The sequence below is a fragment of the Actinoallomurus oryzae genome (assembly GCF_039541955.1).
Lineage (GTDB): Bacteria > Actinomycetota > Actinomycetes > Streptosporangiales > Streptosporangiaceae > Actinoallomurus > Actinoallomurus oryzae.
Genome location: NZ_BAABHF010000016.1, coordinates 79,608 through 91,541, shown reverse-complemented (window position 1 = coordinate 91,541; position 11,934 = coordinate 79,608). Strand labels below are relative to the sequence as shown.

Genomic DNA, 11,934 nt, shown 5'->3' with positions numbered 1-11,934 from the left:
CGGATGGCGACGCCGAGGATGACGCAGACCTTCAAGCTGCTGCCCGAGTTGTTCGGCGACGGCGGCATGGCGGATGTCTTCTCCGCCGAGAGCACCGTGTCGGCGTGGCTGCGGGTCGAGGCCGCGCTCGCGCGGGCGCAGGCCGACGCGGGGGTGCTCACCGAGAGCGACGCCGAGGCCATCGCCGGAGCGTGCGTGCTCTCCAACATCGACCTGGAGCGCCTCTGGCGTGAGGCGGTCAACGTGGGGTACCCGATCCTTCCGCTGGTCCGGATGATCGCGGCCGCGCTGCCCGAGGGCCCCAACGGCCGGGTCCACTACGGCGCCACGACCCAGGACATCATGGACAGTGCCCTGTCTCTTCAGATGGGGGAGGCGCTGGACCGCCTGCTCGTGCTGCTCGGGGAGTTCGGTGACGCGCTCGCCCGGCTGGTCGAGGAGCACGCGGACACCGTCATCGCCGCGCGTACCCATGCCCAGCAGGCGGTTCCCACGACGTTCGGGGCCAAGATCGCCGTGCTGCTCGCGGAGGTGACGCGGCAGCGCGAGCGGCTCAGGGCCGCCACGCGGACCGTGCGGATCGTCTCGCTCTTCGGCGCCGGCGGCACCTCCGCGGCGCTGGGCGCGCAGGCCGCCACGGTCCGGAAGGGCATGGCGCTGCGGCTCGGCCTGCGCACCACCGACGTGCCATGGCACGTGGCCAGGGACGGCGTCGTCGAGTTCGGCGTCGCCTGCGCGGGGGTGACGGCGACGGCCGCGCGGTTCGCGCGTGAGGTCGTCGACCTGTCCCGGACGGAGGTCGCCGAGGTCCGCGAGGCGGGCGGTCACCACCGCGGCGCCTCCTCCACGATGCCGCAGAAGGCCAACCCCATCGGCTGCGAGGCGATCATCGGCATGTCCGGCACCGCCGGAGCGCTCAGCTCGGCCCTGTTCCGCGCGATGGAGGCGGGCCATGAGCGGGCGGCGGGGGAGTGGCAGGTGGAGTGGTACGTCGTGCCGCAGCTCGCGGAGCTCGGCGCCGGCGCGCTGGCCACCGCCGCGCAGGTCGCCGGCGGACTGCGGGTCTTCCCCCAGGCCATGAGGGACAACCTCGACGCCGAGGGCGGACTGATCATGGCCGAGGCCTACATGATGCGGCTCGCTCCGGCGCTCGGCCGGGAGCGGGCCCACGACCTGGTGTACGAGGCGGCCGGCCGGGCCCGGGCCGAGCGCCGGACGCTGGCGGAGACCCTGCGAGAGCTGGCCACCCCCGGCGACGCGGCGGTCCTCGGCGAGTTGTCCATCACCCCCGACTCCTATCTCGGGGACGTCGAGGCGATCTGCACGGCCGCGCTGGCGGCATGGCGAAAGGAGGGTGTCGACGGTGAGTGAGCGGCGGCTCGCGGACCTGCTGGCCATGTGGCGGATCCGCGCTTTCGAGGAAAAGGTGCGCGACCTGCGGGCCGAGGGGTCGATCGTCGGCTCCGTGCACCTGTGCATCGGACAGGAGGCCATCCCGGTCGGCGCCTGCGACGCCCTCGAACCGGAGGACGCGCTGTTCGCGACGTACCGCGGCCACGGCTGGGCGATCGCCAGGGGCGTGCCCGTCACGCCGCTGTTCGCCGAGCTCATGGGCCGGGCCACCGGCGTGAACGGCGGGCGGGGCGGCTCGGCCTACTTCACCGCGGCCGACCACGGCTTCCACGGGGAGAACTCCATCGTCGGCGCGGGCGCGCCCATCGCGTGCGGCGCGGCGCTCGCGGGCCGGTACGACGGCTCCGGCCGCGCGGCGGTGACGGTGTTCGGTGACGGCGCGATGAACCAGGGCGCGGTGCACGAGGCGATGAACTTCGCCGCGGCCTTCGACCTGCCCGTTGTCTTCGTCTGCGAGAACAACGGCTACTCGGAGCTGACGCCGATCGCCGACATGGTCCGCAGCGACCGCCTCGCGGCTCGGGCGGCGGCGTACGGCATGCCCGGTCACCGGGTCGACGGCAACGACGCCGAGGCGGTCCGGTTCCACATGCGTGACGCGCTGGAGGTCGCGCGCGAGGGAGGCGGGCCGACGCTGCTGGAGTGCGTGACCGAACGCCTCGTGGGCCACTACATCGGCGACGCCGAGACCTACCGGCGCCCGGGGGAGATGGACCGGATCCGGCGAAGAGAGCCGATCGCCCGGCTGCGCGAGGGCCTGCTGGCCGACGGCGTTCCCGCCGCGGAGATCGACGCGGTCGAGACGCGGGCCAGGGCCGAGACGGACGCGGCCGCCCGTACCGCCCTGGCGGCGCCGCTCGCCGACCCGGCGACCGTGAAGGAGCACCTGTATGCCTGAGACCGCTGGGACCGGTGAGGTCCGCAAGCTCTCCTACGGCGAGGCGGTGAACGCCGCCCTGCACCGCCTGATGGAGGAACTCCCCGAGACCCTGGTCTACGGCGAGGACGTCGGCGAGCCCGGAGGCGTCTTCGGCGTGACCCGCGGGCTGCGCAAGCAGTACGGGGCCCGCGCGTTCGACACCCCGATCAGCGAGTCGGCGATCCTCGGCAGCGCGGTCGGGGCGGCCATGATGGGCCGGCGCCCGATCGTCGAGATCATGTGGGCGGACTTCTCGCTCGTCGCCCTCGACCAGATCGTGAACCAGGCCGCGAACGTCCGGTACGTCTCGAACGGCCGGCTCAGCGCCCCGCTGACCATCCGCACCCAGCAGGGCGGCGCGCCGGGCGCGTGCGCGCAGCACAGCCAGTGCCTCGAGGCCCTCTTCCTGCACGTCCCGGGCCTTCGGGTCTGCATGCCGTCCACGCCGCAGGACGCCTACGACCTGCTGGTGACGGCGGTGCACAGCGACGACCCGGTGCTGGTGGTGGAGAACCGGACGCTCTACTTCGGGCCGAAGGAGGAGGTGCGGGTCGGCGGCGAGCCGGGGCCGATGGGCGGGGCGCGCGTCCGCCGCTCCGGCGCCGACGCCACGGTCGTCACGTGGGGCGCGATGACCGCCCGGGTGCTCGAGGCCGCGGAGTCCCTCGCCGGTGAGGGCCTCGACGTGGAGGTGCTGGAGACGCCCTGGCTCAACCCGTTCGACACGGACGCGGTCACGGCGAGCGCCACCCGCACCGGCCGGCTCGCGGTCGTGCACGAGGCCAACGTCACCGGGGGGTTCGGCGCCGAGGTCGTGGCGCGCGTCACGGAGTCGGGGGTACCCCTGTCGGCTCCGCCGGTCCGCGTCGGAACCCCCGACACGCGGATGCCCGCCGCGCCGGCCCTGGCGCAGGCGCTCGTGCCCGACCTCGCGCGCATCACGCGAGAGCTGCGGGCGCTCGTCCGAGGGACGCCGTAACAGGCCGTCCCGCAGTCTCGGGGGCTTTCATAGTCAATCGTTTGACCACTCAGGAGAACCCGTGCGCAAGCCATTCCTCGTCGCGGTCGCCCTCGCGGCCGCCGTGACCGCCTGCAGCAGCTCGTCCGGTTCCACGCCCGCGCAAGGCGGCGGGAAGAAGCACTACACGATCGGCGTCTCGAACCTCGGCCTGAGCTTCCCCTTCCCCGCGGCGATCAGCAAGGGGATCAAGGAGGAGGCGGCCACGCTCGGCGTCAAGCTCGTCGAGCTGGACGCGCAGGGCAAGGCCGACAAGCAGAGCAACGACGTCCAGGACCTGATCGCCCAGCAGCCGGACGGCGTCCTCCTGCTGCCCGTGGACTCCGGTGTCGCCCAGGGGCTGGCGGACCGGCTCAGCGCCGCGAAGATCCCGACGGTCGCCGTGGCCTCGCAGGTCGGCGATCCCAAGCAGCGCAAGCTCAAGGACGTCTACCCGAGCCTGGTCGCGCTGGCCACCCAGGATGAGTACGCCGCCGGCGCCCAGGCGGGGCAGCTCGCGGCCAAGATCGTGCCCGGCGGCGGGAAGATGGCCGTCGTGGAGGGCCAGGCGGGCTTCGCCGAGGTCACGAACCGCTGGCAGGACTTCCCCCAGGCGGCCGCGTCCAAGGGCGGGACGTTCACCGTGGTGGCCCGGCAGCCGGGCGACTGGGTTCAGGACAAGGCCCAGTCGGCGTGCCAGAACATGCTGGCCTCCCACGGCGACATCGGTCTGTTCTACGCCGAGTCCGACGACATGTCGGTCGGCTGTGCCAAGGCCGTCGCGGCCGCCGGCTCCAAGGCGAAGGTCATCGGCATCGGCGGCAGCAAGCTCGGCATCGACGCGATCAAGTCGGGCCAGGTCGCCGGCACCGTCTGCTTCAAGCCCGAGGACCTCGGCAAACTCGCGCTGAACACGCTCTACCAGGACCTGACCGGCCAGAAGAAGCAGAAGGCCGCGTTCGTGACCTACGACACGCCGGTCATCACCAAGGACAACATCAACGACTGCACACCGCAATGGTGACCACGCTGCTGTCCCTCGACGGCGTCGGCAAGGCGTTCCCGAGCGGCACCGTCGCCCTGCGGGACGCCCGGCTGGACGTCCGGCGCGGCAGCGTCCACGGTCTCGTGGGCGCCAACGGGGCCGGCAAGTCCACGATGATCAAGGTCATCGCCGGTGCGCACGCTCCGACGGCCGGCACGCTGCGCTGGAAGGGCGAGGAGGTCCGCTGGAGGAATCCCGGCGCCGCTCGAAACGCCGGCATCGCCACGATCATGCAGCACGTGCCGCTGGCGCCGGCGCTGACGGTCCTGGAGAACGTCTTCCTCGGCAGCCCGGGCCCCTGGCGGCTCCAGCGCGGGCGGCGCGCGGAGCTGGACCGGCTGCTGGACCGCGTGGGCTACGCGATCGACCCCGACGCCGAAGTGGCCGACCTGGCCATCGGCGAGCGGCAGATGGTGGCGATCCTCCAGGCGCTGGCCACCGGCGCCGAACTCGTCGTCATGGACGAGCCGACGGCCTCGCTCGCCGACGCCGAGCGTCAGGTGGTCTTCGACGTGGTACGGCGGCTGTCCGCGCAGGGCACCGCGTTCCTGTACGTCTCGCACTTCCTCGACGAGGTGCTCGACCTGACCGACCGGGTGACGGTGCTGCGGGACGGCACCGTGGTGGAGGACGGCGAGACCGCCGCGTACGACGAGGACCGGCTCGTCCAGGCGATCGTCGGCCGGGACCTGCTCGCCGCCGAACGCCGTATGCCCGCGCCCGTCGCGGCCGACCGCCCGCCGTTGCTCACGGTCCGCGATCTCGACTCGCCGGCCGGCGTTCACCGGGTCTCCTTCGAGGTACGGCCCGGTGAGGTCGTCGGCCTCGCCGGACTCCTCGGCTCCGGCCGGTCGGAGATCCTGCACGCGGTCTACGGGGCCGACCCGCGTGCGCGTGGCGAGGTGCTCGTCGACGGGCGGCGCGTTCGCCGCGGACCCCGTGCGGCCGTCGCCGCCGGCATGGCGCTCGTCCCCGAGGACCGGAACGCGCAGGGCCTGGTGGGCGCGTTCCCGATCTGGAAGAACATCTCCCTGCCCGACCTGTGCTCGCTGGCGTCGGGCCGGGCCCTGCCGCGGGAAGGGGCCGAGCGGCGGCTCGCCGCCCGGGCCATCGAGGATCTCGGCATCGTCTGCCCGGGACCCGACGCCGCCGTCACCGAGCTGTCCGGCGGCAACGCGCAGAAGGTCGTGTTCGGCAAGTGGCTGTACGGCGGTGCCCGGGTCTTCCTGCTCGACGAGCCCACGGCCGGGGTCGACGTCGGCGCCAAGGCCGACATCCTCGACCTCATCCGCGGGTTCACCGCCGAGAACGGCGCCGTGCTCATCGTGAGCAGCGAGTTCGAGGAACTGCTCGCCGTGGCGACCCGCGTTCTCGTCGTCCGCGACGGGCGCGTCGTCGCCGAGCGCGCGGCTCATGAGACCTCCGAGGAGGAACTGCTGATGCTCGCCAATGGCTTCGACGGCGGAGGAGCTCCCGATGACGACTGAGCCGCGTAACCGCTCACTCACCCTCCTCACTCGCTTCGCGGGCCGCCTCGTACCTCGGCGCCCCACTCCGCTCGCTCGGTCGGGTTCACTCGTGGCGGCCCGCTCGCGGCTGGCCGCCGCCCTCCGGCCCGGCAACGCCGGTGTCGTCTACGCCCTCGTGCTCATCGTCGTCGTGCTGACCGTCCTGTCGGCCCAGATGGGGCGGCCGAGCTACTTGTCGGCGACCAACATCACCAACATCCTCGACCAGTCGTCGCTGGTCGCGATCCTCGCCGTCTTCACGACGGTCGTGCTGATCAGCGGGAACTTCGACCTGTCCATCGCCTCGGTCGCGGCGTTCTCCGCGGCCACCGCGCTCAGCCTGGTCAGCTCGCTCGGGCTGCCGCTGGCCATGGCCATCGCCCTGGGCGCCGGTCTCGTGTGCGGTGTCGTCAACGGCGTGATCGTCCAGCTCGTGGGCATCAACGCGTTCATCGTGACGCTCGGCACCATGACGGCCGTCCGCGGTCTGGTGCTCATCGTCACGGACGGCCGTACGATCACCGCCAAGGACCCCGACGCGCAGCGGTCGCTGATCGCGCTGCAGGCCGGCTACTGGACGCTCACGCACCTCCTGGCGATCATCGGCGCCCTCGCGCTGGTGGCGGGGGCCGTCGTCCTGGTCCGCCGGAAGGACCGGAGAGTGGGCGGCGTCGCGGTGGCGGCGGGCGTCGTGCTGATCGCGCTCGACCCGCTGCTCGGGTACCAGGTGCGGCTCAGCAAGCCGACCTACTACCTCATCGTCATCGCCGCCGTCACGTGGGCCGTGCTGCGGTACACCGTGATCGGCCGCCGCCTGTACGCGGTGGGCAGCAACGCCGAGGCCGCCCGCCTGTCGGGCATCCACGTCAACCGGTACAAGATCGGCGCGTTCGTCCTCAACGGGCTCGGGTCCGGGTTCGTCGGCGTGCTCTTCGCCGCGAAGCTGCTCGCCATCAACCCGACCGGCCTGAACGGCACCGAGCTGACCGTCCTCGCGGCGGCCATCCTCGGCGGCACGTCGCTGTTCGGCGGCGTGGGCAGCGTGCTGAAGTCCGTGGTCGGCGCGCTGATACTTTTCACTCTCGACAACGGCTTCAACGTGCTGAACCTGGGCGCCAACTACCAGGGGGTCATCGTCGGTACGGTCCTCATCGTGGCCGCCGCGATCTACACGATCGCCGGCCGGAAACGCCAGACCCGCGGGCGCGGCGCGGCGGCACGGGCCGCCGCGCCCGGCCCGAAGAAGGAGGAGGCCCTGCGATGAACGGGGTCTGGCACTTCTCCTTCACCGTCGCGGACCTCGACCGGTCGGTGGCCTTCTACCGGGATCTGCTCGGCTTCACCCTCGTGCACCGGCAGGACCAGGACAACGACTACACGCGCCGGCTCGTCGGCTATCCCGACGCGGTGCTGCGCGTGGCGCAGCTCGCCGTGCCCGGCCAGCCTCGCGGCGTCTCCACCCACGACCTGGAGCTCGTGGAGTACGTACGGCCGCGGGGCGCGCCCCGGGACCCCGCGCGGCACCTGCCGGGCGCCGCCCATCTGGCCCTCACCGTCGAGGACGCACGGGCGGAGCACGCCCGTCTGTCCTCGGCGGGGGTGCGGTTCGTGTCACCCCCGAACGAGATCACCGCGGGAGTCAACGCGGGCGGGGCGGCCTGCTACTTCCTCGATCCCGACGACATCACGCTGGAGCTCGTCCAGCCTCCGCCGGCCACCTGATGGGAGAGAGAGCCGAATGGTCGTGATCGACGCTCACCTGCATTTCTGGAACCTGGAGACGGGCTCCTACCCGTGGCTGACGCCCGCCTCCGGGTCGATCTTCCGCACCTTCGCGCCCCCGGAGGTGCTGCCACAGCTCGACGCCGCGGGCGTGGACCGCGTCGTCCTCGTGCAGGCCGCCGACACCTACGCCGACACCGACGCGATGCTCGCGCAGGCCGACGCCCACGACGACGTCATCGCCGCCGTCGTCGGCTGGGTGCCGCTGAACCGCCCGGACGAGGCCGCCGGGGCCCTGGAGCGGTACGCCGCGCATCCGAAGTTCGCCGGGGTGCGGCATCTCATCCACGACGAGAGCGACCCCGACTGGGTGGTTCAGGACGCGGTGATCGAGGGGCTCGGCCTGCTCGCGGAGGCGGGCCTGCCGTTCGACGTGGTCGCGGTGCTGCCACGGCACCTGGAGCACGTGCCGGTGCTCGCCGAACGCGTGCCGGGCCTGCGCATGGTCATCGACCATCTCGCCAAGCCGCCGATCAGGGAGAAGGGGTGGGAGCCGTGGGCCTCGCTCCTCGCCCGCGCCGCCGAGTGCCCCGGGGTGTACGCCAAGGTCTCCGGGCTGAACACCGCCGCCGACCCCGAGACCTGGACCGCCGAGGACCTGCGGCCGTACGTCGACCACGCGCTCGGGATCTTCGGCCCCGAGCGGCTGATGTTCGGCGGTGACTGGCCGGTCGCGACACTGGCCGGCGACTACGCCAAGGTATGGAGGGAGACCGGCGTGCTGCTGCGCGACCTGCCGGACACCGAGCGAGCCGCCGTCCTGGGCGGCACCGCCGCGCGCTTCTACGGCATCGGGAGCTGACCGTGCTCGACGTCTTCGCCCCCATCGCCGCCGCCGTCGACCTCACCATCCCGCCCGAGCATCGGCTGCCCGTCGCCGTCGTCGGCGCGGGCGCCATCGTCGACGTCGCCCACCTGCCGGCCTACCGCGCGGCCGGGCTCGAGATCACCGGTCTGTTCGACCTCGACGCCGGCAAGGCACGGGCCACGGCGGACCACCACGGCATCGAGCGGGTCTACGGATCGCTGGAGGAGCTGCTCGCCGACGAGCGGGTGGCCGTCGTGGACATCGCGGTCGCGCCGGACGCCCAGCCGGGCATCGCCAGGACCGCGATCGAGGCCGGCAAGCACCTGCTCTGCCAGAAACCCTTCGCGCCCGACGCCGCCACCGGCCGCGAGCTGGTCGACGCCGCCCGCGAGCGCGGCGTGAAGGTCGCGGTCAACCAGCAGCTGCGCTTCGACGAGGGCATCGCCGCCGCGCGGGCCATGGTCCGGGCCGGCTGGATCGGCGAGCCGACGGCCATGACGTTCACCGTGAACATCTTCACCGACTGGAGCGCGTGGGACTGGCTCGTCGCCTCCGACCGGCTGGAGATCGCCTACCACTCGATCCACTACCTGGACGCGATCCGTTCGATCCTCGGCGATCCGGAACGCGTGTTCTGCACGGGCAGCCGTACGCCCGGCCAGCTCGCCAAGGGCGAGACCCGGACGATGAGCACGCTGGTCTATCCGGGCGACGTACGCGCGCTGGTCCACGCCACGCACGAGAACCGGACGGGCGACTACGAGGCCGCCTTCCGCATCGACGGCTCCGAAGGGGCGATCAAGGGAACGCTCGGGCTGCTCTACGACTACCCGCACGGGCGTCCCGACACCCTGGAGGTCAACAGCCGGACCCTGCCGACCGACGGCTGGCTGCCCTACCCGGTGACCACGCGCTGGCTGCCCGACGCCGTCGCCGGCCCGATGGGGTCGCTGCTGGCCGCGATCGCCGAGGACGGCGAGCCGGAGACGACGGCGGCGGACAATCTCCGTACCCTCGATCTCATGGACGCGCTGTATCGATCCATGCGGACGGGAGAGAGTGAAAGACTCGGTTCGTTTTGACATCCTCCCCGGTCTGAAGGCGGGGGATTCCAACCCGATTCCCCTATGCAGAGGAGGAAACTGGTTGAGGTTCGCGGTTCAAAGCCCCGCCCAATGGCTGGAGGGCTCCCCGCGCAGTCACGGCACGCCCTGCCGCGATGTTCTTGGCCGCGTTCACGTCCGCATGATCGACATGCCCACAGGCGCGACAGCGAAAGACCGCTTGGCTCTCACGGTTGTCCGCTGCGCGATGCCCACAGGCATGACAGGTCTGGGACGTGTAGGCGGGATTGATCTTCTCGAGCCGGCCGGCGGCTTTGTGTTCCAGGCGCCTCGCCAGCCGGCCCCATCCGGCCGAGTGAATGGAACGGTTGAGCCCGGCCTTGGCCCGCACGTTCACCCCCGGCGCAGTGATCGTGCCGCGTGCGGAACGAACCATGGCGCCGACCTAAGGTCTTCGAGGCGGATGAAATCGAAGCGGCGGGCCAGATCGGTGGAGGTCTTTTCGGCCCAGTCTTTGCGCCGGTCGGTTTCGCGGGCTTTCAGCCGGGCGATTGCGGTCTTGACGCGCTTGCGCCGGTTCGACCTCGGCGCGGCGCGCGCCAGCCGGCGTTGCAGCCGCCCCAGGCGTTCGGTCTCGGTCTCGTGCAGGCCCGGCACCGAGGTGAGCTCACCGGTGGACAGGGCGGCCGAGACGGCCACACCACGATCCACACCGACGACCGCGCCAGTCCCCGGCCCGTCGATCGGTGGCGGGATCATCGCGAAGCAGACGTGCCAGCGGCCGGCCCGGTCCCGTTCGACCCAAAACGACTTGGCCTCGGCGGGGATGTCGCGGGACCAGCGGAACCGTACCCAGCCCACCTTCGGGATCCGAACTTCACCGACCTTGCGGGACAGCTGCCGTGCATTCCAGTGGTTACCGCGCTGTCCGACGATCCGGAACCCTTCATGGATGCCCGTCTTACGCCATGTTGGACGCCGATGGATCCCCGCGAAGAAATTCGCCATGGCCTGGGCGAAATCCCGCAACGCCTGCTGCTGCACCGTCTGGGACCCCGCCGCCAGCCACGGACACTCTTTCCTGGCCTCGGTCAGCTGCCGGGACTGCTCGGCATAACGCGGCGCATTCGCCCGCCCCGGCCGCCAATGCAGGTGCTGCTCACACGCGAGATTCCATACATATCGGGCGTGCGCGCAGTGCTCCAGCAACGCCGCCTCCTGAGCGGGCGTGGGCTGAAGCCGAAATCGCATGCCAGCACGCTAACCACCACCACCGACATTCCAAGGAGGGAGCGGCGTTTAGACCCCAGCCGCAAGGCCGGGGTCTCCACGCCACGTAGCAGATGAGAACGGCCCGTGTGACTCTGGCGGACGTCGCCGCGATGGCCAAGGTGGACCGCGCGGTCGTGTCCCGCGTGGTCAACGACGACCCGACCCTCAACATCCGGCCGGAGACCCGTCAGCGGGTCCTGGCGGCGATCAAGGAGCTGGGTTACCGGCCCAACGTGACGGCCCGCAGCCTCCGCACCGCGCGGGCGCACATGTTCGGGCTGTTCATCCCCGACTTCGCCAACCCCGTCTACGCCGAGATCATCAAGGGCGCGGAGGCCGCCGCCGCGGCCCTGGGCTGCGTGCTGGTCACCGGCAGCGCCACCGGCGCCGGGCTGGTCGGCTACATGGACCTGCTCGGCCCCGGCCGGATCGACGGGCTGCTGCTGGCGGGGTCGGGGGAGGACACCGGGCTGATCGAGCAGCTCGACCGCGCGGCCGTGCCCTGGATCATGCTCAACCGCCGCAGCCCGGCCGTCGAGCGCTACGTGATCCTGGACGACGAGCGCGCGGCCCGGCTCGCCGTCGGGCATCTCGTCGGGCTCGGCCACCGCCGTATCGCCCACCTCGCCGGTCCCTCCGGCGCGGACACGGCGCAGCGGCGGTTCGCCGGCTACTCCGCGGCGATGCGCGAGGCCGGGCTGCCCGACGGGCCGATCGCCGCCGCCGACTACACGCCGGCCGGCGGGGCCGCGGCCATGGGCTCGCTGCTCGCCGCCCCCGACCCGCCGACCGCCGTCTTCGTGGCGAACGTGGCCTCGGCCATCGGCGCGATGGAACGCCTGCGCGAGGCCGGGCTGGAGATCCCCCGCCAGATGTCCATCGTGGCGGTGCACGACCTCGACCTCGCCAGCTACCTGGCGCCGCCCCTGACCACGGTGCGGATGCCGCTGGAGGAGCTCGGCCGTCGTGGCGTCTCGCTGCTGAACGGCCTCAAGCCCGACGACAGCGTCGAGGAGATCCTCGCCGGCCCGATGGCGCTGATCACGCGGGCCTCCACCGCTCCTCCGCCCCACGACTGACGATCACGCGCCCCGGGCGCCGTGCTCGGTGCCGACGTCGGCCAATT

The 11,934-nt window shown here is 72.1% G+C and carries 12 protein-coding genes; 10 read left to right on the top strand and 2 right to left on the bottom strand.

What is annotated here, in order from left to right; translation table 11 throughout:
* Nucleotides 1-3 precede the first annotated feature (3 nt).
* From ABEA10_RS11095 to ABEA10_RS11055, 9 genes are all read left to right on the top strand, one after another.
* A complete protein-coding gene (locus ABEA10_RS11095) occupies nucleotides 4-1,371 on the top strand; it encodes a class-II fumarase/aspartase family protein (protein ID WP_345461264.1) in 1,368 nt (455 codons plus the stop codon).
* Nucleotides 1,364-2,311: a thiamine pyrophosphate-dependent dehydrogenase E1 component subunit alpha gene (locus tag ABEA10_RS11090; RefSeq protein ID WP_345461261.1), complete on the top strand. Its 948-nt coding sequence runs from the start codon at nucleotides 1,364-1,366 to the stop codon at nucleotides 2,309-2,311. The genes ABEA10_RS11095 and ABEA10_RS11090 overlap by 8 nt, the downstream gene beginning before the upstream one ends.
* Entirely contained in the window at nucleotides 2,304-3,311 is a 1,008-nt protein-coding gene (locus ABEA10_RS11085; protein ID WP_345461258.1) for an alpha-ketoacid dehydrogenase subunit beta, read from the top strand. The genes ABEA10_RS11090 and ABEA10_RS11085 overlap by 8 nt, the downstream gene beginning before the upstream one ends.
* Before the next feature lie 61 nt (nucleotides 3,312-3,372).
* The gene (locus ABEA10_RS11080; protein ID WP_345461255.1) at nucleotides 3,373-4,353 is read left to right on the top strand and encodes a sugar ABC transporter substrate-binding protein; all 981 of its coding nucleotides are present in this window, start codon (nucleotides 3,373-3,375) and stop codon (nucleotides 4,351-4,353) included.
* Nucleotides 4,350-5,861: a sugar ABC transporter ATP-binding protein gene (locus tag ABEA10_RS11075; protein ID WP_345461252.1), complete on the top strand. Its 1,512-nt coding sequence runs from the start codon at nucleotides 4,350-4,352 to the stop codon at nucleotides 5,859-5,861. The genes ABEA10_RS11080 and ABEA10_RS11075 overlap by 4 nt, the downstream gene beginning before the upstream one ends.
* Nucleotides 5,862-5,952: 91 nt before the next feature.
* Nucleotides 5,953-7,146 (top strand): ABC transporter permease, encoded by a 1,194-nt coding sequence (locus ABEA10_RS11070; protein WP_345461249.1) that lies wholly within the window; start codon nucleotides 5,953-5,955, stop codon nucleotides 7,144-7,146.
* Entirely contained in the window at nucleotides 7,143-7,604 is a 462-nt protein-coding gene (locus ABEA10_RS11065) for a VOC family protein (RefSeq protein ID WP_345461246.1), read from the top strand. The genes ABEA10_RS11070 and ABEA10_RS11065 overlap by 4 nt, the downstream gene beginning before the upstream one ends.
* Nucleotides 7,605-7,620: 16 nt before the next feature.
* Nucleotides 7,621-8,466 carry an amidohydrolase family protein gene (locus tag ABEA10_RS11060; protein WP_345461243.1) on the top strand — a complete coding sequence of 282 codons (846 nt, stop codon included), beginning with the start codon at nucleotides 7,621-7,623 and terminating at the stop codon, nucleotides 8,464-8,466.
* 2 nt (nucleotides 8,467-8,468) lie between these two features.
* Nucleotides 8,469-9,554, top strand: coding sequence for a Gfo/Idh/MocA family protein (locus tag ABEA10_RS11055; protein ID WP_345461240.1), 1,086 nt, complete (start codon nucleotides 8,469-8,471; stop codon nucleotides 9,552-9,554).
* Nucleotides 9,555-9,597: 43 nt separating this feature from the next.
* On the opposite strand, the gene ABEA10_RS51070 is transcribed toward ABEA10_RS11055, so the two are convergent.
* Entirely contained in the window at nucleotides 9,598-9,972 is a 375-nt protein-coding gene (locus ABEA10_RS51070) for an RNA-guided endonuclease InsQ/TnpB family protein (RefSeq protein ID WP_425550889.1), read from the bottom strand.
* Nucleotides 9,930-10,787 carry an RNA-guided endonuclease InsQ/TnpB family protein gene (locus tag ABEA10_RS11050; RefSeq protein WP_345461237.1) on the bottom strand — a complete coding sequence of 286 codons (858 nt, stop codon included), beginning with the start codon at nucleotides 10,785-10,787 and terminating at the stop codon, nucleotides 9,930-9,932. The genes ABEA10_RS51070 and ABEA10_RS11050 overlap by 43 nt, the downstream gene beginning before the upstream one ends.
* Before the next feature lie 107 nt (nucleotides 10,788-10,894).
* On the opposite strand from ABEA10_RS11050, the gene ABEA10_RS11045 reads away from it, so the two are divergent.
* Entirely contained in the window at nucleotides 10,895-11,887 is a 993-nt protein-coding gene (locus tag ABEA10_RS11045; RefSeq protein WP_345461234.1) for a LacI family DNA-binding transcriptional regulator, read from the top strand.
* The last annotated feature ends 47 nt before the right edge of the window (nucleotides 11,888-11,934 follow it).

Coding starts and splice junctions, on each gene's coding strand:
- ABEA10_RS11085 (WP_345461258.1), top strand. CDS start 2,304: ATGCCTGAGACCGCTGGGACCGGTGAGGTCCGCAAGCTCTCCTACGGC.
- ABEA10_RS51070 (WP_425550889.1), bottom strand. CDS start 9,972: ATGGTTCGTTCCGCACGCGGCACGATCACTGCGCCGGGGGTGAACGTG.
- ABEA10_RS11050 (WP_345461237.1), bottom strand. CDS start 10,787: ATGCGATTTCGGCTTCAGCCCACGCCCGCTCAGGAGGCGGCGTTGCTG.
- ABEA10_RS11065 (WP_345461246.1), top strand. CDS start 7,143: ATGAACGGGGTCTGGCACTTCTCCTTCACCGTCGCGGACCTCGACCGG.
- ABEA10_RS11060 (WP_345461243.1), top strand. CDS start 7,621: ATGGTCGTGATCGACGCTCACCTGCATTTCTGGAACCTGGAGACGGGC.
- ABEA10_RS11095 (WP_345461264.1), top strand. CDS start 4: ATGGCGACGCCGAGGATGACGCAGACCTTCAAGCTGCTGCCCGAGTTG.